Source organism: Rhodococcus sp. USK10 (genome assembly GCF_019378875.1).
In the GTDB taxonomy this organism is placed as follows: Bacteria; Actinomycetota; Actinomycetes; order Mycobacteriales; family Mycobacteriaceae; genus Rhodococcus_F; species Rhodococcus_F pseudokoreensis.
In genome coordinates, this window is the sequence record NZ_CP076048.1 from 7,852,589 (window position 1) to 7,875,374 (window position 22,786).

General features: G+C 68.9%; 19 protein-coding genes. 18 read left to right on the top strand and 1 reads right to left on the bottom strand.

The window, feature by feature from the left end; translation table 11 throughout:
* Positions 1 to 45: 45 nt before the first annotated feature.
* The 8 genes from I1A62_RS42865 (at position 46) to mutM (ending at position 7,921) form a co-directional block, all read left to right on the top strand.
* The gene (locus tag I1A62_RS42865) at positions 46 to 3,450 is read left to right on the top strand and encodes a pyruvate carboxylase (RefSeq protein WP_219458096.1); all 3,405 of its coding nucleotides are present in this window, start codon (positions 46 to 48) and stop codon (positions 3,448 to 3,450) included.
* On the top strand, positions 3,447 to 4,013 hold the full coding sequence (rsmD, locus tag I1A62_RS42870) for a 16S rRNA (guanine(966)-N(2))-methyltransferase RsmD (protein WP_206005279.1): 567 nt from the start codon (positions 3,447 to 3,449) through the stop codon (positions 4,011 to 4,013). The genes I1A62_RS42865 and rsmD overlap by 4 nt, the downstream gene beginning before the upstream one ends.
* The gene (gene coaD / locus I1A62_RS42875) at positions 4,010 to 4,504 is read left to right on the top strand and encodes a pantetheine-phosphate adenylyltransferase (protein ID WP_124392768.1); all 495 of its coding nucleotides are present in this window, start codon (positions 4,010 to 4,012) and stop codon (positions 4,502 to 4,504) included. Before rsmD ends, coaD begins: the two co-directional genes overlap by 4 nt.
* A gap of 108 nt (positions 4,505 to 4,612) precedes the next feature.
* Complete coding sequence (locus I1A62_RS42880; RefSeq protein WP_124393012.1) at positions 4,613 to 5,386, top strand: DivIVA domain-containing protein; 774 nt, start codon at positions 4,613 to 4,615, stop codon at positions 5,384 to 5,386.
* 149 nt (positions 5,387 to 5,535) lie between these two features.
* The gene (locus I1A62_RS42885) at positions 5,536 to 6,096 is read left to right on the top strand and encodes a DUF177 domain-containing protein (protein WP_124392769.1); all 561 of its coding nucleotides are present in this window, start codon (positions 5,536 to 5,538) and stop codon (positions 6,094 to 6,096) included.
* A gap of 2 nt (positions 6,097 to 6,098) precedes the next feature.
* Complete coding sequence (gene rpmF, locus I1A62_RS42890; RefSeq protein WP_005240446.1) at positions 6,099 to 6,281, top strand: 50S ribosomal protein L32; 183 nt, start codon at positions 6,099 to 6,101, stop codon at positions 6,279 to 6,281.
* A 19-nt stretch (positions 6,282 to 6,300) separates the two neighbouring features.
* Complete coding sequence (gene rnc / locus I1A62_RS42895; protein ID WP_072937778.1) at positions 6,301 to 7,059, top strand: ribonuclease III; 759 nt, start codon at positions 6,301 to 6,303, stop codon at positions 7,057 to 7,059.
* Complete coding sequence (gene mutM, locus I1A62_RS42900) at positions 7,052 to 7,921, top strand: bifunctional DNA-formamidopyrimidine glycosylase/DNA-(apurinic or apyrimidinic site) lyase (protein WP_124392770.1); 870 nt, start codon at positions 7,052 to 7,054, stop codon at positions 7,919 to 7,921. The genes rnc and mutM overlap by 8 nt, the downstream gene beginning before the upstream one ends.
* Here mutM and I1A62_RS42905 read toward each other — a convergent pair.
* Complete coding sequence (locus I1A62_RS42905; protein ID WP_124392771.1) at positions 7,872 to 8,576, bottom strand: pyridoxamine 5'-phosphate oxidase family protein; 705 nt, start codon at positions 8,574 to 8,576, stop codon at positions 7,872 to 7,874. The two genes, mutM and I1A62_RS42905, sit on opposite strands and share 50 nt — an antisense overlap.
* A 147-nt stretch (positions 8,577 to 8,723) precedes the next feature.
* Here I1A62_RS42905 and I1A62_RS42910 point away from each other — a divergent pair, with 147 nt between their 5' ends.
* From I1A62_RS42910 to I1A62_RS42955, 10 genes are all read left to right on the top strand, one after another.
* The gene (locus I1A62_RS42910) at positions 8,724 to 9,164 is read left to right on the top strand and encodes an OsmC family protein (RefSeq protein ID WP_072937781.1); all 441 of its coding nucleotides are present in this window, start codon (positions 8,724 to 8,726) and stop codon (positions 9,162 to 9,164) included.
* Entirely contained in the window at positions 9,164 to 10,093 is a 930-nt protein-coding gene (locus I1A62_RS42915) for a hypothetical protein (RefSeq protein ID WP_219461725.1), read from the top strand. The genes I1A62_RS42910 and I1A62_RS42915 overlap by 1 nt, the downstream gene beginning before the upstream one ends.
* A gap of 5 nt (positions 10,094 to 10,098) precedes the next feature.
* On the top strand, positions 10,099 to 10,368 hold the full coding sequence (locus tag I1A62_RS42920) for an acylphosphatase (protein WP_257890677.1): 270 nt from the start codon (positions 10,099 to 10,101) through the stop codon (positions 10,366 to 10,368).
* A 22-nt stretch (positions 10,369 to 10,390) separates the two neighbouring features.
* A complete protein-coding gene (gene smc / locus I1A62_RS42925) occupies positions 10,391 to 13,996 on the top strand; it encodes a chromosome segregation protein SMC (protein ID WP_219458097.1) in 3,606 nt (1,201 codons plus the stop codon).
* 66 nt (positions 13,997 to 14,062) lie between these two features.
* Positions 14,063 to 15,469 (top strand): signal recognition particle-docking protein FtsY, encoded by a 1,407-nt coding sequence (gene ftsY / locus I1A62_RS42930; RefSeq protein ID WP_219458098.1) that lies wholly within the window; start codon positions 14,063 to 14,065, stop codon positions 15,467 to 15,469.
* 211 nt (positions 15,470 to 15,680) lie between these two features.
* Positions 15,681 to 17,048: an ammonium transporter gene (locus I1A62_RS42935; protein ID WP_124392774.1), complete on the top strand. Its 1,368-nt coding sequence runs from the start codon at positions 15,681 to 15,683 to the stop codon at positions 17,046 to 17,048.
* 4 nt (positions 17,049 to 17,052) lie between these two features.
* Positions 17,053 to 17,391, top strand: a complete 339-nt coding sequence (locus I1A62_RS42940) for a P-II family nitrogen regulator (protein WP_005240467.1) — start codon at positions 17,053 to 17,055, stop codon at positions 17,389 to 17,391.
* On the top strand, positions 17,381 to 19,933 hold the full coding sequence (locus I1A62_RS42945; RefSeq protein WP_219458099.1) for a [protein-PII] uridylyltransferase: 2,553 nt from the start codon (positions 17,381 to 17,383) through the stop codon (positions 19,931 to 19,933). Before I1A62_RS42940 ends, I1A62_RS42945 begins: the two co-directional genes overlap by 11 nt.
* A gap of 76 nt (positions 19,934 to 20,009) precedes the next feature.
* Entirely contained in the window at positions 20,010 to 21,599 is a 1,590-nt protein-coding gene (gene ffh / locus I1A62_RS42950; protein ID WP_124392776.1) for a signal recognition particle protein, read from the top strand.
* A gap of 3 nt (positions 21,600 to 21,602) precedes the next feature.
* Positions 21,603 to 22,688 carry an amidohydrolase family protein gene (locus I1A62_RS42955; protein ID WP_219458100.1) on the top strand — a complete coding sequence of 362 codons (1,086 nt, stop codon included), beginning with the start codon at positions 21,603 to 21,605 and terminating at the stop codon, positions 22,686 to 22,688.
* The last annotated feature ends 98 nt before the right edge of the window (positions 22,689 to 22,786 follow it).

Sequence of the window (22,786 nt, forward strand, 5' to 3'; positions counted from 1 at the left end):
GATGCCTGTTCTCCACGGCCGTCTTCGACGGGGTAGTTTGCTCCAATGTTCTCCAAAGTCCTGGTCGCCAACCGTGGCGAAATTGCGATCCGCGCTTTCCGTGCCGCCTACGAACTAGGTGCTGGAACGGTTGCGGTGTTCCCGTACGAGGATCGGAACTCGATCCACCGTCTGAAGGCTGATGAGAGTTATCAGATCGGCGAGGAGGGACACCCGGTTCGGGCGTACCTCTCCGTCGACGAGATCGTCTCCGCGGCCAAGCAGGCAGGCGCCGACGCCATCTACCCCGGCTACGGCTTCCTTTCCGAGAACCCGGATCTCGCCGCCGCGTGCGCCGAGGCGGGCATCACGTTCGTCGGTCCCTCCTCCGAGGTGCTCGAGCTCACCGGCAACAAGGCGCGCGCGATCGCCGCGGCGAAGGCGGCCGGTCTGCCGGTGCTGGCATCGTCGGAGCCGTCCGCCGACGTGGACGAGTTGCTGGCCGCGGCCGAGACCATGCAGTTCCCGCTGTTCGTCAAGGCCGTCGCCGGCGGCGGTGGCCGCGGCATGCGCCGGGTCGCCGAGCGGGCGCAGCTCAAGGAGTCCATCGAGGCCGCTGCCCGCGAGGCGGAGTCGGCGTTCGGTGATCCGACGGTGTTCCTCGAGCAGGCCGTCGTCGACCCGCGGCACATCGAGGTCCAGATCCTGGCCGACGGTCAGGGCAACGTCATCCACCTGTTCGAGCGGGACTGCTCGCTGCAGCGCCGCCACCAGAAGGTCATCGAACTCGCGCCGGCCCCGAACCTGCCGGAGGAGCTGCGGGCGAAGATCTGCGCGGACGCCGTCGCGTTCGCGAAGGAGATCAACTACTCCTGTGCGGGCACCGTCGAGTTCCTCCTCGACACCCGCGGCAACCACGTGTTCATCGAGATGAACCCGCGCATCCAGGTCGAGCACACCGTCACCGAAGAGGTCACCGACGTCGACCTCGTGCAGTCGCAGCTGCGGATCGCGTCGGGGGAGTCCCTCGCCGATCTGGGCCTGAGCCAGGACAAGGTCAAGCTCCGCGGTGCGGCGTTGCAGTGCCGCATCACCACCGAGGACCCGGCCAACGGGTTCCGTCCGGACACCGGTCGGATCACCGCGTACCGCACACCGGGTGGCGCAGGCATCCGTCTCGACGGCGGTGCCACCCTCGGCGCCGAGGTGGGCGCGTACTTCGACTCGATGCTCGTCAAGCTCACCTGCCGCGGCCGCGACTTCGAAACCGCCGTCGCCCGTGCCCGCCGCGCGGTCACCGAGTTCCGCATCCGCGGCGTGTCGACGAACATCCCGTTCCTGCAGGCCGTGCTCGACGACCCCGATTTCAAGGCGGGACGGGTCACCACCTCGTTCATCGAGGAGCGTCCCGAGCTGCTCACGCTGCGCAGCTCCGCCGACCGCGGCACCAAGATCCTGTCCTACCTCGCCGACGTGACGGTCAACAAGCCGCACGGCGAGCGCCCGTCCGCGGTGTACCCGCGCGACAAGCTGCCCCAGATCGATCTGTCCGCCCCGCCGCAGGACGGCAGCCGCCAGAAGCTGCTCGCCCTCGGGCCGGAGGGATTCGCCAAGGCGCTGCGGGAGCAGAAGGCACTCGCGGTCACCGAGACGACGTTCCGCGACGCCCACCAGTCGCTGCTCGCGACCCGCGTGCGCACCAGCGGTCTGCTCGACGTCGCCGGGCACGTGGCCCGGATGACGCCGGAACTTCTCTCGATCGAGGCGTGGGGCGGTGCCACCTACGACGTGGCGCTGCGGTTCCTGCACGAGGACCCCTGGTACCGGCTGTCGGCGCTGCGTGAGGCCGTGCCCAACATCTGCCTGCAGATGCTGCTGCGCGGCCGGAACACCGTCGGGTACACCCCGTACCCGGAGAAGGTGACGCGGGCGTTCGTCGAGGAGGCCACCAACAGCGGCATCGACATCTTCCGCATCTTCGACGCCCTCAACAACGTCGACCAGATGCGGCCGGCCATCGACGCCGTCCGCGAGACCGGCACCTCGGTCGCCGAGGTCGCCCTGTCCTACACCGGCGACCTGTCGGACCCGAACGAGAAGCTGTACACCCTCGACTACTACCTGCGCCTGGCGGAGGAGATCGTCGAGGCCGGTGCGCACATCATCGCGATCAAGGACATGGCCGGACTGCTCCGCGCCCCGGCCGCCACCACCCTGGTGACCGCGCTGCGCAAGAACTTCGACCTGCCCGTGCACGTGCACACCCACGACACCCCGGGCGGACAGCTCGCGACGTACCTGGCCGCATGGCAGGCGGGCGCGGACGCCGTCGACGGCGCCTCGGCCGCGCTGGCCGGCACCACCAGCCAGCCGGCGTTGTCGGCGATCGTGGCGGCGGCGGCGCACTCGGAGCACGACACCGGCCTGGATTTGCAGGCGGTGTGCGACCTCGAGCCGTACTGGGAGGCGCTGCGCAAGGTCTACGCCCCGTTCGAGTCCGGGCTGCCCGCCCCCACCGGGCGTGTCTACACGCACGAGATCCCGGGCGGTCAGCTGTCGAACCTGCGGACGCAGGCCGTGGCCCTCGGGCTCGGCGACAAGTTCGAGGAGGTCGAGGCCAAGTACGCGGCCGCCGACCGGATGCTCGGCCGGCTGGTGAAGGTCACCCCGTCGTCGAAGGTGGTCGGCGACCTCGCCCTGCACCTCGTCGGCTCCGGTGCCTCCACCGAGGAGTTCAAGGAGAACCCGGCGAAGTTCGACCTCCCCGACTCGGTGGTCGGATTCCTGCGCGGCGAACTGGGCACCCCGCCCGGGGGCTGGCCGGAACCGTTCCGCACCCGGGCACTCGAAGGCCGCGGCGACGCCAAGCCCGAGGTGCCGCTGTCGGCGGAGGACGAGAAGGCCCTCGCGGGCACGTCCGCGGAACGCCGCGCGACGCTCAACCGGCTGCTGTTCCCCGGCCCGACGAAGGAATTCCTCGAGCACAGGGACAAGTACGGCGACACCTCGCAGCTGTCGGCGAACCAGTTCTTCTACGGCCTGCGCCGCGGCGACGAGCACCGGGTCCGCCTCGCGCAGGGTGTCGAGCTGCTCATCGGACTCGAGGCCATCTCCGAACCCGACGAGCGTGGCTACCGCACCGTCATGGCCATCCTCAACGGGCAGTTGCGTCCGGTGTCGGTGCGTGACCGGTCGATCTCCAGTGAGATCCCCGCCGCGGAGAAGGCCGACAAGAACAACCCCGGCCACGTGCCGGCGCCGTTCGCCGGTGTGGTGACCCTCGCGGTCAGCGAGGGCCAGCACGTCGCCGCGGGCGACACGATCGCCACCATCGAGGCCATGAAGATGGAAGCGGCCATCACCGCACCCCGCGGTGGCACCGTCTCCCGGCTGGCCATCGGATCGGTCCAGCAGGTGGAGGGCGGCGACCTCCTCGCCGTCGTGGCGACGGGGGAGTCCGCGAGCGAGTGACTCGGATCATCGCGGGACTCGCAGGCGGTCGACGCCTGCGGGTCCCGCCGAGCGGGACCCGGCCCACCTCGGACCGGGTCCGCGAGGCATTGTTCAGCGCACTGCACAGCAGGATGGACCTCGAGGGCGCGTCCGTCCTCGATCTCTACGCGGGATCGGGGGCGCTCGGCCTCGAGGCGCTGTCCCGGGGTGCGGATCGTGTCGTCCTCGTCGAGTCCGACTCGAAGGCGGCGGGCATCATCAAGCACAACGTGACGACGGTCGGTCTGCCCGGTGCGGAAGTCCGCGGCGCTCCGGTGGCCGCGGTGCTCGCGGGCACCGCCGACCGGCCGTACGACCTGGTGATGGCGGATCCGCCGTACGCCGTCGACGATGCGGCGGTTCAGACGGTCCTCGGCCACCTGCGGGTCAACGGCTGGGTCGGCGACGGCTCGATCGTGGTGCTCGAGCGGTCGTCGAGGTCACCCGAGACGGCCTGGCCCGACGGCTTCGCGCCCGTCAAGGCGAAGAAGTACGGCGAGGCGAGAATCGAATTGGCGACCTGCTACGGTCTGGACTCATGACTGGCGCTGTCTGCCCCGGATCCTTCGACCCCGTGACCAATGGCCACCTTGACGTGATCGGCAGGGCTGCCGCGCAGTTCGACGAGGTCATCGTGACCGTCATGGTCAACAAGAACAAGCGTGGCCTCTTCACCGTCGAGGAACGCATCGAGATGCTCGAAGACTCGACCGCCGATCTGCCCAACGTGCGGGTCTCCTCCTGGCACGGCCTTCTGGTGGATTACGCCAAGCAGCAAGGGATCACGGCGATCGTCAAGGGCTTGCGCGGCGCCAACGACTTCGACTACGAGCTGCAGATGGCGCAGATGAACCAGAAGCTCAGTGGCGTCGACACCCTCTTCATCCCGACCAACCCCACCTACAGCTACCTGTCGAGTTCGCTCGTGAAGGAAGTGGCCACCTTCGGTGGCGACGTCTCCGACATGCTCCCCGAGAAGGTGCACGCCCGCCTCCTCACCAGGATTGCCGAGCGCGCTTCCGAGAGCAGCTGATACCCGACACACCGGCTGCCAGGAGCCACCCACGGCGTCCTGTCGTGCAGACTTGCACGAGGAAGGCTGCGCCGACCTGCTGAGGGTCATCGACGATTGGGGTTGCTTGTGTACCGGGTATTCGAGGCGCTCGACGAACTTGTCGCGATTGTCGAAGAGGCACGCGGCGTACCGATGACCGCCGGCTGCGTGGTTCCCCGCGGCGACGTCCTCGAACTGCTCGACGACGTGCGCGATGCGATTCCCGGTGAACTCGACGACGCCCAGGACGTCCTGGACCACAAGGACAAACTGGTGGGGGATGCCCGCGCCAACGCGGAGAAGACCGTCTCCAGCGCCAACGCCGAGGCGAACTCCACCATCGAGAACGCCCGCGACGACGCCGACCGCATCCTGGCGGACGCGAAGGCGCAGGCCGACCGGATGGTGGCCGAGGCCCGCGCGCACGCCGAGCAGTTGGTCACCGACGCGCGCGCCGAGGCCGAGTCCTCCGTCGCCGAAGGTCAGCGGGAGTACGACGCACTCACGGGCCGGGCGCGGTCCGAGGCCGATCGCATGATCGAGTCGGGTAAGGCGTCCTACGAGAGGTCCGTCGCGGAGGGCACGGCCGAGCAGGCACGGCTCGTCTCGCAGACGGAGGTCGTCCAGGCCGCCCACGCAGAGTCGGCGCGGGTGATCGATTCCGCGCACGCCGAATCGGATCGTCTCCGCTCGGACTGCGACCTGTACGTCGACACGAAGCTCGCGGAGTTCGAGGACTTCCTCAACGGCACCGTGCGGTCCGTGGGGAGGGGGCGTCAGCAGTTGCGGACCGGTTCGGGCGTTCCCGACTACGCCTCCGACTACGACGTCGACGACCGCCGCGCCGAGCGCCGCCGCTGAGCGTCCGAACTCCCGACCGAATTTGGCTCCACCGCGCTCATTGCGTATCGTGGAGTGGTTGCCCTTTGTCGTTTTCCTTTTCTCGAAAGTGAAGCCTGTTGTCATCCCATCGCCACAGCTCATCGCGTTCCCGTCGGGACGCGGACTTCGTGCTGGACACGGTCAAACTCGGCCGTCGTCCCGGTTCGATGCGCACCGTGGAACGGGTGGTGACGGCGCCACGGCGCATCGGTCTCGACCTGATCGCCATCGAGGACGGATCGGAGATCGATCTGGATCTCCGGTTGGAGGCCGTATCCGAGGGGGTCCTGGTCACCGGTTCGTTGCGAGCCGACACCGTCGGGGAGTGCTCGAGATGTCTCGAGCCGTTCTCCGGCACGGTGGACCTGACTCTCACGGAACTGTTCGCGTACCCGGACAGCGCCACGGAAGAGACCACGGAGGAGGGGGAGGTCTATCACGTCGTCGACGACGAGATCGACCTCGAACCCGTCGTGATCGACGCCGTCGGCCTCGCACTGCCGTTGCAGCCGCTCTGCAGTGACGACTGCCAAGGATTGTGCCCAGAATGTGGCGTTCGCCTGGCGATTGCCGAATCTGGCCACGGGCATGACATACTTGATCCTCGCTGGGCTGGTCTTGCAGCCAAATTTGGCGTGGATTCGGAACCCAGCAAGAATCTTGTGAACAACGAAGCCGAGGAGAAGTAGAAGTGGCTGTCCCCAAGCGCAGAATGTCGCGATCCAACACGAGGTCGCGTCGCAGCCAGTGGAAGACCACTGTGCCTACCCTCGTCACCTGCCCCAACCGTGGCTGCGGCGAGAAGACGCTGCCCCACGTCGCGTGCCCGTCGTGTGGCACATACAAGGGCCGCCAGGTCACTGCCGCCGTCTAATTCTCCACGGAGAGGCGTTGTGACGAGCGACATCAGTAATACACCCGCCGGCGGCGAGGAGGATCATGCTTCCCTCCTCGCCGCCCTCGGCGTAGAAATCGAGCCTTCACTGCTCACCTTGGCGTTGACGCACCGCTCGTATGCGTACGAGAACGGTGGTCTGCCCACCAACGAGCGTCTCGAGTTTCTCGGTGACTCCGTGCTCGGAGTCACCGTCACGGAGAAGCTCTACCTCGCGCACCCCGACAAATCCGAGGGCGACCTCGCGAAGATCCGGGCGAGCATCGTGAACATGCACGCGCTCGCGGAAGTGGCGCGCAGCCTCGGTGAGGGCGGTCTCGGTGCCCATCTCCTGCTCGGGAAGGGCGAGGAGATGACCGGCGGCCGCGACAAGCCGAGCATCCTGGCCGACGGCATGGAGTCGATTCTCGGCGCCATCCATCTCGAGCACGGAATCGAGACGGCGCGACGCGTCGTCCTCGATCTCTTCAGTGACCTCCTCCAGCGAGCCCCCCGCCTCGGCGCGGGCCTGGACTGGAAGACGAGCCTGCAGGAGCTGACCGCGGAGCGTGGCGTCGGAGTTCCGGCGTACGAGATCACCGCGACCGGTCCGGATCACGACAAGGAGTTCACCGCCACCGTGATCGTCGGCGGCAAGCCCCTCGGCGTCGGGATCGGCCGCTCCAAGAAAGAGGCCGAGCAGAAGGCTGCGAGCACGGCGTGGAATGCGTTGTCCGACGCAGGACCCGACGTAGCGACCGACGACGTCAGTGCCTGAACTACCCGAAGTCGAGGTAGTCCGGCGCGGACTCGAACGCCACATCGTGGGGGCGTCCATCGATTCGGTGGACATCCTGCATCCGCGGGCGATCCGGCGTCACCTGCCCGGTGCCGCGGACCTCGCCGGACAGCTCACCGGCGAACGGATCGCGGGCGCCGACCGCCGCGGAAAGTACCTGTGGCTGGTCCTCGAACCCAGCACGGTCGCCCTCGTGGTGCATCTCGGTATGAGTGGTCAAATGCTCGTGCAGCCACCGGAATTGCCGACCGAGAAGCATCTGCGTATCCGGGCCCGGCTCGATTCCGGTCTCGACCTCCGGTTCGTCGATCAGCGGACGTTCGGGGGCTGGGCGCTCGCGCCTCTCGTCGACGTCGACGGCTCGCTCGTGCCGGACTCGGTGGCGCACATCGCCCGCGACCCACTGGATCCGCGTTTCGATCTGGCGGCCACCGTGAAGGTGGTGCGCGGCAAGCATACCGAGATCAAACGTGTGCTGCTGGACCAGACCGTCGTCTCCGGCATCGGCAACATCTACGCGGACGAGGCGTTGTGGCGCGCGCAGATCCACGGAAACCGGCTCACCGACAGGCTGACCGGTCCCCGGATTCGTGCGGTGCTCACCGCCGCCCAGCAGGTGATGCGCGAGGCACTCACCCAGGGCGGCACGTCCTTCGACGCGCTGTACGTGAACGTCAACGGTGAATCGGGCTACTTCGACCGCTCCCTGTCCGCCTACGGTCAGGAGGATCGCCCGTGCCCGCGGTGCGGCACCGCGATCCGGCGGGAGAAGTTCATGAACCGCTCGTCGTTCAGTTGCCCGAAGTGCCAGCCGGCGCCACGGAGAAGCCCGGCGAGATGACCTGGGTGAGTCCGGCGGGCACGGGTTCTTCGGCGACCTGTCCGTCGGTGTCGTGGCGTGGCGTCGCCTTGGCGTCGAAGTAGTCGCCGCCCTTGCGTTTCACGTCGTCGGTTCCCCATTCGCGGTGGCGGGGAACCGGTGCCATCCTCGGAATGTGCTTGCGGCAGTGGATGTATGCCTCCTCCACGTCCACGACCACCCAGCGTTCCGGGACCCGCCCGCCGGAGTGGTCCACCGGCAGATCCGCGATCTCGGAGCGGAGGACCTCGTGGTCGACGATCCGGGCCGAGCCGTTCACGTGCAGTCCGATGAGGTCCTGCACGAAGTCCACGAGAATGATTCCGACGTGCGGATTTTCCAGGATGTTGCCGAGGCTCGCCATGACACCGTTGCCGCGGTACTCCGGGTACGCGAGGGTCTTCGAGTCGATGACGTGCATGAATCCCGGTGTCCCGGCGCGCAGGCTGTTGTCGCACTCGCCGGAGGCGTCGGCGGTGGCGATGAACGCGATCTCCTGGCGTCCGACGAACTCGATCATCGTCGGATTGAGATGGTCCAGCATCTGATCCGAGTAGAACTTGGCGGCACGATCCCCGGTGCCGAACTCGGATTGAAGTCGGCGTTCTCCCGCACTCCCGATCTGGCCCATCAGCATTCCCCGCTACGTCTCGGCATCGTTGGTCGGTTCACCCTACGGCCCACCGGTTCCCACTGCTGAGAATCGGCGTTCACAAATCGGTGGAAACCGGTGCCGCCCACCCGCCTACCTGGCGTTGCGCCCCTCGGTGGCAGGATTGAGCACATGGCAGAACAGACTTCCGACACGACGGCGCCCACTTCACTGTGGGTCGAGCGAACGGGCACCCGGCTGTACACCGGCCGCAGCTCCCGCGGCGCCGAGGTCCTGATCGGCTCCGAGGGCGTGGAGGGCGTGTTCACTCCAGGGGAGCTTCTGAAGATCGCACTCGCCGCGTGCAGCGGAATGAGCTCGGACTTCCCGCTGTCGCGGCGCCTGGGCGACAACTACGAGGCCACCATCCGGGTGTCCGGCGCCGCCGACCGGGAGAACGAGGTGTACCCGCAGCTCGACGAGGTGCTCGAGCTCGATCTCAGCGAACTCGACGCCGACGCGCAGGAGCGTCTGGTCACGCTCGTGGAACGGTCGGTCGACAAGGTGTGCACGGTCGGGCGGACGCTGAAGGCCGGGACGAAAGTGACGTTGACCGTCGAGAAGGAACAATGATGCGGCGTGAGCTCGCCGCACTCGCGGGCGGGGCGGCGCTCTGCGCTGGTCTGCTCGTGGTCGCGCCGGCCGCGGCCGGGCCCGCGTTCTCGCCCCCCGGCGGCGCCTGCACCCCGTGGTCGGTGTCGGAGGTGACGTCGGGCGCGGGCGTGCTCGAGAACCTGGCCTTCGACGGCGCGGGCACCATGCTGGTGTCGCGGACGGGCCTGGTGGGCGGCGGAGCCCTGGACGGCGTCAGCCCCGACGGCACCGTCACCCCGATCGTGCCCGAGGTCGAGTCGCCGGGCGGGATCGCCGTGGACGGCGCCGACGCGTACTTCGCCACGGGGAACTCCTTCGCCTCCGGGGTCACGGGCTCGACGAGCGGCACCGTCGATGTCGTGAATCTCGACACCGGTGACACGAGCACCGTCGCCGAGGGGCTGGTCATGCCGAACGGGCTCGTCCGGCTGAGCAACGGCGACATCCTCACCGCGCGGAATCTCGGCTCCGGCGCCGGACTGACCCGCGTCCCGGCGGAGGATCCCCGCACACCGGAGGTCGTGCGCACCGATCTGGGGACCGTCGACGGACTCGCCGTGCACGACGGCAACGTGTACACGGTCACGACGTTCGACACCACCACCACGCTGCGCATCCTCCGCGAGGACGACCTGCGCGGTCCCGTCGTGTCCGTCGAGTTGCCCGGCTCCGGGCCGCTCAACGCAGCCGACGACCTCACCGTCGGACCGGACGGCATCGTGTACGTCGCGTACAACGGCGGCGGCAAGGTGGTCCGCGTCGATCCGGCGACGGGGGAGAGCTGCGCGCTCGCGTCCGGGCTGCCCCTCGTGTCCTCGGTGCGCTTCGGCGCCGGACCGGGCTGGGACCCGGACGCGCTCTACGCCACCAGCTTCACCGGGAAGATCTACAAGCTCGAACGGGCGTGACGGATATGGAGAGAATGACCGCGTGGGTGCACGGGTACGTGCAGGGTGTCGGATTCCGGTGGTGGACCCGCGCCCGCGCACTCGAACTCGGCCTCGTCGGATACGCGGCCAACCAGAAGGACGGCCGGGTACTCGTCATCGCCGAGGGACCCCGGGACAAGCTGGACACCCTGCTGACGATGCTGCGGTCGGGAGACACGCCGGGCGCGGTGGATCTCGTCGTGGAGCAATGGGATTCCCCCCGCGGCGACCTCACCGGGTTCGTCGAACGGTGAACCGAAGGTAAAGTTCTCCGTCATGCATCTGAAGAGTCTGACGCTGAAGGGATTCAAATCCTTTGCGTCCGCAACGACTCTGCGATTCGAGCCGGGAATCACCTGTGTCGTAGGGCCCAACGGGTCGGGTAAGTCGAACGTCGTCGACGCGCTCACCTGGGTGATGGGTGAGCAGGGGGCGAAGGCGCTGCGCGGCGGCAAGATGGAAGACGTCATCTTCGCCGGCACCGCCGGGCGGGCGCCCCTCGGGCGCGCCGAGGTGACGCTGACCATCGACAACTCCGACGGTGCCCTGCCGATCGACTACTCCGAGGTGTCGATCACCCGGCGCATGTTCCGCGACGGCGCCGGCGAATACGAGATCAACGGCAGCTCGTGCCGGCTCATGGACGTGCAGGAACTGCTCAGCGACTCCGGTATCGGCCGGGAGATGCACGTGATCGTCGGGCAGGGTCGACTCGCCGCCATCCTCGAATCGCGTCCGGAAGACCGGCGCGCGTTCATCGAAGAGGCCGCCGGGGTGCTCAAGCACCGCAAACGCAAGGAAAAAGCGGTACGCAAACTCGATGCGATGCAGGCCAATCTGGCCCGCCTCAACGACCTCACGGCGGAACTGCGCCGACAGCTCAAACCACTCGGGCGGCAGGCCGAGGTGGCCCGCCGCGCGCAGACCGTGCAGGCCGACCTGCGCGACGCGAAGCTGCGGCTCGCCGCCGACGACCTGGTGACGCGGCGCGAGGAGCTGGCCGACCAGGCGCAGGACGAGAAGGTCGCCCGCGAACAGCACGACCACGTCACCGAGGCGCTCGACGAGGCCAATCTGGAGCTGGGACGGCACGAGCAGGAACTGTCGAGGCTCACACCGGGTGCCGAAGCGGCCGCGCAGACGTGGTTCCAGCTGTCGGCGCTCGCGGAACGCGTCAACGCGACCATCCGCATCGCCCGCGAACGGGCGCGCCACCTCGACTCCGAGCCGTCCGCGAACCGCGGCCAGGATCCGGACGAGATGGAGGCCCGCGCCGACCGGATCGCCGCGGAGGAAATGGAACTCGTCGAAGCCGTCGAAATGGCCCGCGCGGCGCTGGACGCGGCCAAGGAGCAACTGGCGCTGGGGGAGGAGACCGCTGCCGACGCGGAACGGGCCCACATGGCGGCGGTGCGGGCGATCGCCGACCGCCGGGAAGGTCTGGCCCGGCTGTCCGGGCAGGTCGACACCCTGCGCACCCGCGCCGACTCCGTCGACGCCGAAGTGTCGCGGCTGACCGTCGCGATCGACGAGGCCCGCCGGCGCGGCGACGCCGCGCAGTCCGAGTTCGAGGTCGTCCAGGACGAGATCGGCGACCTCGACGCCGGTGAACTCGGGCTCGACTCCCACCACGAGCGTGCCGTCGAGGCGCTGCGTCTGATCACCGAACGCGTCACCGAACTCCAGGCCGACGAACGCGCCGCCGGGCAGGAAGTGGCGTCGCTCCGCGCCCGGATCGACGCGCTGTCGATGGGCCTCGAACGCAAGGACGGCGCCGGCTGGCTCGTCGAGAACCGGGGCGAGCACGGTATCCGGGGACCGATCGGTGGCCTCATCACCGTCGAAAAGGGCTACGAGGGTGCGGTCGCGGCAGCGATGGGTCCCGCCGCGGACGCCGTGGTCGCCGAATCCCTCGACGCCGCCCGCGGCGCGGTCGGTGCGCTGAAGGACACGGACAGCGGTCGGGCGTCCCTGGTCATCGGCACCGATCAGGCCGTGCCGAACGGTGGGCACCTGGATTCCGGCGCCCGGTGGGCCGTCGACGTCATCGACTGCCCCGCCGAACTGCGGACCGGGCTCGCGGCACTCCTGGGCGGCGTGGTCGTCGTCGACTCCCTCGACGACGCCGTCGAACACGTCCGGCGCAGACCCGACGTGCGCGCCGTCACCCGCGACGGAGATCTCCTCGGGGCGGGCTGGATGAGCGGCGGCTCGGACCGGCAGCCGAGCACCCTCGAGGTGCAGGCCGCCATCGACAACTCGGTGCAGGACCTCGCCCGCGCCGAACGGCGCGCCGAAGAATTGTCCGCGGCACTGTCCGGAGCCGTCGCGGAACAGGCCGACCGCCAGGAGAACGCCGAGCAGGCGCTGGCCGCGCTGAACGAGTCCGACGCCGCGATGTCGGCCATCTACGAACGCCTCGGCCGCCTCGGCCAGGCGGCCCGCGCCGCGCACGCCGAATCCGATCGGCTCATGGCGCAGCGGGACAAGGCCGAGAGCGGTCGCGAGGACACGCTGACCGGGCTGGCCGAACTCGAAGAACGGCTGCGGATGGCGGAACAGGACGCCTCGCCTGCCGGCGCCGACACGGGTGGTTCCGATTCGACGAGCATCGATCGGGAGATGGCGGCCGCGGCCCTGGCGGAAGTGCGGGCCGTGGAGGTCGAGGCCCGGCTGTCCGTCCGCACGGCCGAGGAACGGGCCGAGTCGGTGCGCGGCAAGGCCGATTCGCTGCGCCGCGCCGCCCAGGTGGAACGCGACGCGCGTGCCCGGGCCGAACGCGCGATGAAGGCCCGGCAGAACGCGGCCGCCGTCGCGGCTGCGGTCGCCGAGTCCGGGCAGCGGGTCGCCGAGCACCTCGGCGAGGTCGTCGACGCCGCGATGGCGCACCGGGACGACCTCGCCCGGGCCCGCACCGAGCGGACGACCCAACTCGAACAGGTGAAGGAGAGGGTGCGTCAGCTCACCGGACAGCTGGCGTCGCTCACCGACGCCGTGCACCGCGACGAGGTGGCCCGCGCCCAGGCCGCACTGCGCATCGAACAACTCGAGGAGGCGATCCTCGACCAGCACGGGATCGGCCTGGACGATCTGATCGCCGAATACGGTCCCGACGTCGCGCTGCCACCGTCCGCACTCGAGATGGAGGAGTACGAGCAGGCGAAGGAGCGCGGCGAACAGGTCACGATGCCAGCGCCGATTCCGTACGACCGCACCACGCAGGAACGTCGCGCGAAACGTGCCGAGAAGGATCTGGCGACCCTCGGCAAGGTCAACCCGCTGGCGCTCGAGGAGTTCGCCGCGCTCGAGGAGCGCTACAACTTCCTCTCCACACAGCTCGAGGACGTGAAGACCGCCCGCAAGGACCTCCTCGGTGTCGTCGCCGACGTCGACGCCCGCATCCTGCAGGTGTTCACCGAGGCCTACGCGGACGTCGAACGCGAATTCGTGCAGGTCTTCGCGAAACTGTTCCCCGGCGGTGAGGGCAGGCTGGTGCTCACCGACCCGTCGGACATGCTGACGACCGGCATCGAGGTGGAGGCCCGGCCGCCCGGCAAGAAGGTCAAGCGGCTGTCGTTGCTCTCCGGTGGTGAGAAATCGCTCACGGCCGTGGCGATGCTCGTGGCGATCTTCAGGGCCAGGCCGTCCCCCTTCTATGTGATGGACGAGGTGGAGGCCGCGCTGGACGACACCAATCTGCGTCGCCTCATCGGATTGTTCGAGCAGCTGCGGGAGAAGTCTCAGCTGATCGTCATCACCCACCAGAAGCCGACGATGGAGGTGGCCGACGCGCTGTACGGCGTGAGCATGCGCGGCGACGGCATCACCACTGTCATCTCGCAGCGGCTCCGTGGCCAGGACATGGCGGCCGCAGACGCCTGATTCCGGCGCCGGCCGGGACGGTGCGCCCGGCGAGGCAGTGCGCGACGGAATCCGGAGCCTGAAACAATGGGCGGCGTGACTACCGGAGCTTGGATTGCCATCGCGGCCGCACTGGCCGTACTTCTCGTCGTTCTCGTCGTCGGGTCCCTGCTGTATCGGCGTCGCCGGATCTCCCTGAAGGCGCCGGACACCCCGCAGGTCACCACGGCGGAGAAGGACCGTTCGGGCAGTTATCGCGCCGACGGCGGCTTCAACTTCAGCCAGGGGTCGACGGCGACGGCGCCGCCCCGCGAGGTGGTGCCGGAGCCGGTGCTGCCCGAACCGGTGCCGGAACCCACGATCGCCCCCGAACCGGAGGTCGTGGCGCCTCCGGAGCCGGAGAAGGCTCCCGCGCCGGAGAAGGCCCCCGAAAAGGCACCGGAGAAGCCGAAAGCCCCGCCGGAGCCGGTCACCTACGAACCGGTGGTCGCCCCGGAGGTCGAACCGGAACCCGAGGTCGCGCCGGCTCCCGAGCCCGAACCGGCTCCCGCGGCACCCGCGCTCGACGTCATTGCCCCCACCGAAGGCCGCCTCGACCGTCTACGTGGGCGTCTGTCCCGGTCCCAGTCGGCGGTGGGCAAGAGCCTGCTGGGACTGCTCGGCGGCGGCGACCTCGACGAGGACTCCTGGGAAGAGGTGGAGGACACGCTCCTCATCGCCGACCTCGGTTCGGCGACCACCACGAAGATCGTCACGTCGCTGCGTGAGCAGATGGCGTCGCGCAGCGTCCGCACCGAGGCTGACGCCCGCGCGCTGCTGCGTGAGGTCCTGGTCGCCGAACTCCGTCCGGAACTCGACCGCTCCATCCGCGCCCTTCCACACGACGATCACCCGGCTGTCCTGCTCGTCGTCGGAGTGAACGGCACCGGCAAGACCACCACCACGGGCAAGCTCGCGCGTGTTCTCGTGGCCGACGGCAGGCGCGTCCTGCTGGGCGCCGCCGACACGTTCCGCGCGGCCGCCGCCGACCAGTTGCAGACGTGGGCCGAACGGGTCGGCGCCGAAGTGGTGCGCGGGAAGGAAGCCGCGGATCCGGCGGCCGTCGCGTTCGACGCGGTGGCCAAGGGGATCGACAACGGCGTCGACGTCGTGCTGATCGACACCGCGGGCAGGCTGCACACCAAGACAGGCCTGATGGACGAACTCGGCAAGGTCAAGCGGGTCATCGAGAAGAAGGCGTCGGTCGACGATGTCCTGCTGGTCCTCGACGCGACCATCGGCCAGAACGGTCTGGCGCAGGCGCGGGTGTTCGCCGAGGTCGTCGACATCACCGGTGTGGTGCTCACCAAACTCGACGGCACCGCCAAGGGCGGCATCGTGTTCCAGGTGCAGCACGAACTCGGGGTTCCCGTGAAGCTCGTCGGACTCGGTGAGGGCGCCGACGATCTGGCGCCGTTCGAGCCGGGCGCCTTCGTCGACGCGTTGCTCGGTTAGAGGGGGATCCCGCGGTCGTCTCGGGGTCCCGGACGGCTCCGGGGACCCGAAACCGACCGCAAATCGCCTGGCGAAACGTATACGCAACAAAATAGGTCGATGCGTTCACGTGCGCGAAACAGTGCAGTGGCACAGCCGAAACACCAACTGAGCACCCTTCTTCTCAGGTCGTCAGCCGCAACCGGCTGGGCAGAGAAGGAGGAGGCTCAAGGTGGATTTCCCCACTATCGGTGCACCGGACACCGGGGACACAGCGTGGATGCTGACCAGCGCCGCGCTCGTGTTGCTCATGACTCCGGGTCTTGCGTTCTTCTACGGCGGCATGGTGCGGGCCAAGAGCGTGCTGAACATGCTCATGATGAGCATCAGCGCGATGGGTGTCGTCGGCATCCTGTGGGTTCTCTACGGCTACTCCATGGCGTTCGGAGAGGACAAGGGGAACCTTGTCGGTGATCCGTTCCAGTACTTCGGCCTCAAAGGACTGATCGGCGGATCCTACCTCGCCGAGACCGACGACGCCGGTTCGGTCATCGCCGATTCCGCGATCCCGCTCGTCGGCACCATCCCCGCGACGGTGTTCGTCGCGTTCCAGGCCATGTTCGCGATCATCACCGTCGCCCTCATCTCGGGTGCCGTCGCAGATCGCCTGCGGTTCGGTTCCTGGCTGCTGTTCGCCGGGCTCTGGGCGACGGTCGTGTACTTCCCCGTGGCGCACTGGGTCTTCGCCTTCGACGGCGTCACCGCCGAGACCGGCGGGTGGATCGCCAACAAACTCGCCGCGGTCGACTTCGCGGGTGGTACCGCTGTCCACATCAACGCCGGCGCCGCAGGCCTCGTTCTCGCGATCATCCTCGGCAAGCGCAAGGGATGGCCGGGAACCCCGTTCCGTCCGCACAACCTGCCCTTCGTGATGCTCGGCGCAGGCCTGCTGTGGTTCGGCTGGTTCGGCTTCAACGCCGGTTCGGCCGTCGGTTCCAACGGAATCGCGGGCGCAACCTTCATCACGACGGTCATCGCAACGTGCGCGGCGATGCTCGCCTGGCTCCTGGTCGAGCGTATTCGCGACGGCCACGCCACCACGCTCGGCGCGGCTTCCGGAATCGTGGCCGGCCTGGTCGCCATCACGCCTTCCTGCTCCTCGGTGAACGTCCTCGGTGCACTCGCGATCGGCGTCGTGGCCGGCGCACTCTGCGCTCTCGCCGTCGGACTCAAGTTCCGCTTCGGGTTCGACGACTCGCTCGACGTCGTCGGTGTTCACCTGGTCGGTGGCATCGTCGGAACGCTGATGGTCGGCCTGGTCGCGACGGCCGAGGCGCCCGCGGGTGTTGTCGGACTGTTCTATGGTGGAGGCCTCGACCAACTCTGGCGTCAGGCAGTGGGCGCCGGAGCAGTACTGCTTTACTCGCTCGTCGGTACGGCCGTCGTCGCATTGATCGTGAAGTTCACGATCGGGCTGCGGCTCAGCGACGAGAGTGAATCACTTGGAGTGGACGAGTCGGAACACGCAGAAACCGCCTACGATTTCGCCGCTCTCGGCGGAAACTCGGCAGCCGCTCGTGTATCCGGCAAGGAGGGATGAGGAAATGAAGCTGATCACAGCAATTGTCAAGCCGTTCACTCTGGAGGACGTCAAGACGGGACTCGAGCAGGCGGGCGTCCTCGGCATGACTGTCAGTGAGGTTCAGGGGTACGGCCGGCAGAAGGGCCACACCGAGGTCTACCGAGGCGCCGAGTACTCGGTCGATTTCGTACCGAAGGTCCGGGTCGAGGTCGTCGTGGACGACGCTGCTGTGGACAAGGTCGTCGAGGTGATCGTCGAGGCGGCACGCACCGGCAAGATCGGTGACGGCAAGGTGTGGGTCTCACCGGTCGAGTCGGTCATCCGGGTACGCACCGGGGAACGCGGCGCGGATGCGCTCTGACCCCAACGGGTCCGGTAAGACCGGCCCTGGTTCCGTCGCCAAGGCGACGGAACCAGGGCCGGTTGCGTCAGGCGGATCGGACGAAGCGGCGGACCTGGCCCGCGCACGCAGGCAACTGCTCGCCGGCGGCCCCGAGACCGGCCCCGGCACAAGGAATCCGGCAGGTCACGGACGTCGGCTCGACGCGGCTGCGCTGCGTCACGCGCTCGTCGACCTGCACGAGTTCTGGTTGACCACAAAGGGTGCCGAACTCGGTATCAAACCGGACAGCGGGTTCGCGCTCGTCGCGGTCGGAGGGCTCGGCCGGCGGGAGATGCTGCCGTACTCGGATCTCGACCTCCTCCTGCTCCACGACGACATGGATCCGGCGGTGGTCTCGCAGGTGGCCGACCAGCTCTGGTATCCGTTGTGGGACGCGCACATCAAGCTCGACCACAGTGTCCGCACCATCCCCCAGGCGCTGCAGGTGGCGGACACGGACATCACCGCGGCCCTGGGGATGCTCGAGGCGCGCCACATCGTCGGCGACGTCGAGCTGACCAATCTGCTCATCAGCGGCGTGCGCCGGCAGTGGCGTACCGACATCCGTAACCGCTTCGACGGCCTCATCGAGCAGACGCAGGCCCGCTGGGAACGCAGCGGCCAGATCGCTCACCGTGCCGAGCCCGACCTCAAGAGCGGTCGCGGTGGACTGCGGGACGTGCAGTTGCTCAACGCGCTGTCCATTGCGCAGCTCACCGACGGCATGCCCGGACTCGGCCCGGAGTCGCCCGGCGGGGGACTGGCGCTCGCGCACCGGCGGCTCCTCGACGTCCGGACCGAACTGCACCGGGTGGCGGGACGCTCGCGCGACCAGTTGCGGGCGCAGGACGCCGACGAGATCGGCGCCGCGCTCCGGATCGGCGATCGGTTCGACCTCGCGCGCATGCTCAGCGATGCCGCGCGCACCATCAGCTACTCCGTCGACGTCGGGGTGCGGACGGCAGGCCATGCTCTGCCGCGGCGTGGTCTGGCGCGGTTGCGCCGTCCACCGGTGCGGCGGCCCCTCGACGAGGGAGTCGTCGAGCACGCCGGTGAAGTGGTGCTGGCCCGCGACGCCCGGCCCGCGAAGGACCCCGGCCTTGTGCTGCGGGTGGCGTCGGCGTCGGCGACGACGGGGATGCCGATGTCGGCGTCCACCCTGAATCGCCTGGCCGACAACGCCCCCGAGCTGCGTGAGCCGTGGCCGAAGGAGGCGCTGAACGATCTGCTGGTGATGCTCGGCTCCGGTAGCCGGGCCGTCGCCGCGATCGAGGCCCTCGATCGCACCGGACTGTGGGGCAGGCTGCTTCCCGAGTGGGGTGCCGTCCGGGACCTGCCGCCGCGGGACGCGGTGCACACGTGGACGGTGGATCGCCACCTCGTCGAGACCGCCGCGTATGCCAGTGGGTTCACCACCCGAGTCGCGCGCCCGGATCTGCTGATGCTCGGCGCGCTGCTGCACGACATCGGTAAGGGCCGCGGCGGCGATCACAGCGTGGTCGGCGCGGAACTGGCCACCCAGATCGGCAAGCGGCTGGGATTGTGGCCGTCCGACGTCGCGCTGCTGACGGCGATCGTGCGCCACCATCTCCTGCTGCCGCACACCGCGACGCGGCGGGACCTCGACGATCCCGCGACGGTCGAGAGGGTGGTCGAGGCGCTCGGCGGAGACGGCGTTCTGCTGGAACTGCTGCACGCGCTGGCGGAGGCGGATTCACTGGCGACCGGTCCCGGGGTGTGGGGTGACTGGAAGTCCTCGCTCATCGGCGAACTCGTGCGCCGCTGCCGCCTGGTCATGGCGGGTGAGGTGCTGCCCGCGCCGGATCCGCTCGACCCGGAGCACGTCGCTCTGGCGGCGACGGGGGGCGTGCACGTCGCACTGGTCCCCGCGGACAGTCCCCACACGTATGTGGTGACGGTCATCGCCCCCGACCAGCGGGGTCTGCTGTCGAAGGCAGCGGGCGTGCTCGCGCTGCACTCCCTGCGGGTTTTCTCCGCCTCGCTGGGCGGTGCCGAGGGTTCGGCGGTCAACTCGTTCGTCGTGTCCCCGAGGTTCGGGGCCCCGCCGCAGGCGGGACTGCTGCGCCAGGAGCTGATCCGCGCGCTGGCAGGGGAGCTGAATCTGCTGGAGATGCTGACCGCCAAGGAGGAGGAGGCCCGCGAGAGCCAGCGCGTCGCCGCCGTCGAGGAACGCGGCGAGGCCGCGGTTCCGGTGCAGTACGCGCAGGCGCCGCCGCGGGTCATCTGGTTCGACACGGCGTCGCCCGGCGAGGTCATCCTCGAGCTCAGGGCCGAGGACCGGCTGGGGCTGCTGTGCAGGCTGGCCGACGCGTTCGACACGTGCGGAGCGGACGTCCGGTGGGCGCGGGTGACCACCTTGGGCTCGTCGGTGATCGACTCGTTCTGCCTCGATGTCGGCGGCGGGGACACCAGGGCGAGCCGGGAACAGGTCGAGAGCGCGATCCTCGGCGTCGTCCCGCTCACGAAGCCGAAGAAGCAGGAGGGCAGCGGGGGAGAATGAACGACCGGACGTGAGCGGCTAGGCTGGTGCCCGAGAATATCCACCGCACACTCGTATGACTTCAGGAGCGCACTCGGTGTTCGAATCCCTTTCCGACAGGTTGACCGGAGCCCTCAAGGATCTGCGTGGCAAGGGTCGCCTTTCCGGAGCCGACATCGATGCCACCTGCCGTGAGATCCGGTTGGCCCTGCTCGAGGCAGACGTCGCGCTGCCCGTCGTCCGCTCGTTCATCGCCAAGATCAAGGAACGCGCCAAGGGCGTCGAGGTCTCGGCGGCGCTGAACCCGGCGCAGCAGGTCGTCAAGATCGTCAACGAGGAACTCGTCGGGATCCTCGGTGGCGAGACCCGCCGGCTGGTGTTCGCCAAGACGCCGCCGACGGTCATCATGCTCGCCGGTCTGCAGGGTTCCGGTAAGACCACCCTCGCGGGCAAGCTCGCGAAGTGGCTGCGGGACCAGGGGCACACCCCGCTGCTCGTCGCCTGCGACCTGCAGCGTCCCGGCGCCGTCACCCAGCTGCAGATCGTCGGTGAGCGCGCCGGAGCCACGGTGTTCGCGCCGCACCCGGGCACGTCCATCGGCGGCGGCGACAACGAGCTGGGCATCACCGCGGCCGACCCGGTCGAGGTGGCCCGGGCCGGTGTCGAGGAAGCCCGCAACAAGCAGTTCGACGTGGTCATCGTCGACACCGCGGGTCGCCTGGGTATCGACGCCGACCTGATGGCGCAGGCCGCGGGCATCCGCGACGCCGTGAACCCCGACGAGACGATCTTCGTCCTCGACGCGATGATCGGTCAGGACGCGGTCAGCACCGCCGAGGCGTTCCGCGAGGGCGTCGGATTCACCGGTGTCGTGCTCACGAAGCTCGACGGCGATGCCCGTGGTGGCGCCGCGCTCAGCGTCCGCGAGGTCACCGGGCAGCCGATCCTGTTCGCGTCCACGGGTGAGAAGCTCGAAGACTTCGACATCTTCCACCCCGACCGCATGGCCAGTCGCATCCTCGGCATGGGTGACGTGCTCAGCCTGATCGAGCAGGCGGAGCAGGTCTTCGACCAGAAGCAGGCCGAGGCCACCGCGCAGAAGATCGGCTCCGGCCAGCTGACGCTCGAAGACTTCCTCGAGCAGATGATGGCCGTCCGCAAGATGGGTCCCATCGGCAACCTCCTGGGCATGCTCCCGGGTGCGGGGCAGATGAAGGACGCTCTCGCGAACGTCGACGAGAAGCAGCTGGACCGGGTGCAGGCGATCATCCGCGGTATGACCCCCGCCGAGCGCGACGACCCGAAGATCATCAACGCCTCCCGCAGGCTGCGGATCGCCAACGGTTCCGGCGTGAAGGTCTCCGACGTCAACCAGCTCGTGGACCGCTTCTTCGAGGCCCGCAAGATGATGGCCGCGATGGCCGGGCGCATGGGCATGCCGGGTGCGCGCAAGCCGCAGCGCAGCAACAAGAAGGGCAAGAAGGGCAAGAAGGGTGGCAAGGGACCGACGCCGCCGAAGGTGCGCGGAGGATTCCCCGGTGGCCTGCCCGGCGGGTTCCCGGGGATGCCGCCCGGAGGTCTCCCCGCGGGGATGCCCGACCTGTCGAACATGCCGAAGGGCCTCGACGAGTTGCCGCCCGGACTCGAGGGCATCGACCTGTCCCAGCTGAAGCTGCCGAAGAAGTAGCCGATGGCAGCACTGCACTTCCGGGGAACCGGTCTGCCCGACGAACAGCCGGTCGAGTTCTGGGTCGACGGCGGTGTGATCTCGACGGAGCCGATTCCCGGCGCCGAGACCGTCTGCGAGTCGGGGTGGATCGTTCCCGGTCTCGTCGACGCCCACTGCCACGTCGGCATCAAGTTCGGCGGCGGCGGTGGCGAGAGCATCGAGGGGTTGATCGCGCAGGCGGAGACCGAGCGCGACTGCGGGGTGCTCCTGATTCGCGACGCCGGTTCACCGGTCGACACCCGCTTCGTCGACGACCGCCCCGACCTGCCGAGGATCGTCCGCGCCGGGCAGCACATCGCCGCCCCCAAGCGGTACATCCGCGGACTGCCCATCGATCTCGAGGACGAGTCGCAGTTGCCGGACGAGGTCGTGCGCCAGGCCCGGGCCGGGGACGGGTGGGTCAAGCTCGTCGGCGACTGGATCGACCGCTCCGCGGGCGACCTGGCGCCGCTGTGGAGCGACGACATCCTGGTCGAGGCGATTGCGGCGGCGCACCGCGAAGGGGCGCGCGTCACCGCGCACGTCTTCGCGGAGGATGCGCTCCCGGGCCTGATCAACGCCGGAATCGACTGCATCGAGCACGGCACCGGGCTCACCGACGAGACGATCGAGATGATGGTCTCGCACGGGACGGCGCTCGTCCCGACGCTGATCAACATCGCGACGTTCCCGGAGATCGCGGAGTCCGCGTCGCGGTTCCCGGTCTACGCCGCGCACATGCGCGACCTGCACTCGCGGGTGAAGGACACGATCGGCGCCGCGCATGACGCGGGGATCCCGATCTACGCGGGCACCGACGCGGGCGGATCGATCGTCCACGGACGCATCGCCGACGAGGTCGAGGAACTGAAGGCGGTCGGGCTGACCCCGTCCGAGGCGCTCGGCGCCGCGTGCTGGGATGCGCGGGCGTGGCTCGGACATCCGGGTGTCGAAGCGGGTGCGCCCGCGGATCTGCTGGTCTTCCGGAACGACCCCCGTGCGAGCAGCGACACCCTCGCCGCGCCCGACGTCGTGGTGTTGCGGGGCGTCGTCGTCAAGACCCGATGACCTGGTTTCCCCCTGCCGGGGTTCGTCTGGCAGAATGAACCGCTGTTCGCCGCATCCGGTTACGCACCGCGCGGCGGTCACAGATTAGAGGCAAAACC

What these genes read in the sequence shown, in the direction of transcription:
- smc (WP_219458097.1), top strand. Translation starts at nt 10,391, where the DNA reads ATGCATCTGAAGAGTCTGACGCTGAAGGGATTCAAATCCTTTGCGTCC.
- I1A62_RS42940 (WP_005240467.1), top strand. Translation starts at nt 17,053, where the DNA reads ATGAAGCTGATCACAGCAATTGTCAAGCCGTTCACTCTGGAGGACGTC.
- I1A62_RS42865 (WP_219458096.1), top strand. Translation starts at nt 46, where the DNA reads ATGTTCTCCAAAGTCCTGGTCGCCAACCGTGGCGAAATTGCGATCCGC.
- I1A62_RS42910 (WP_072937781.1), top strand. Translation starts at nt 8,724, where the DNA reads ATGGCAGAACAGACTTCCGACACGACGGCGCCCACTTCACTGTGGGTC.
- I1A62_RS42915 (WP_219461725.1), top strand. Translation starts at nt 9,164, where the DNA reads ATGCGGCGTGAGCTCGCCGCACTCGCGGGCGGGGCGGCGCTCTGCGCT.
- I1A62_RS42920 (WP_257890677.1), top strand. Translation starts at nt 10,099, where the DNA reads ATGGAGAGAATGACCGCGTGGGTGCACGGGTACGTGCAGGGTGTCGGA.
- ftsY (WP_219458098.1), top strand. Translation starts at nt 14,063, where the DNA reads ATGGGCGGCGTGACTACCGGAGCTTGGATTGCCATCGCGGCCGCACTG.
- I1A62_RS42905 (WP_124392771.1), bottom strand. Translation starts at nt 8,576, where the DNA reads ATGCTGATGGGCCAGATCGGGAGTGCGGGAGAACGCCGACTTCAATCC.
- coaD (WP_124392768.1), top strand. Translation starts at nt 4,010, where the DNA reads ATGACTGGCGCTGTCTGCCCCGGATCCTTCGACCCCGTGACCAATGGC.
- I1A62_RS42955 (WP_219458100.1), top strand. Translation starts at nt 21,603, where the DNA reads ATGGCAGCACTGCACTTCCGGGGAACCGGTCTGCCCGACGAACAGCCG.
- I1A62_RS42945 (WP_219458099.1), top strand. Translation starts at nt 17,381, where the DNA reads ATGCGCTCTGACCCCAACGGGTCCGGTAAGACCGGCCCTGGTTCCGTC.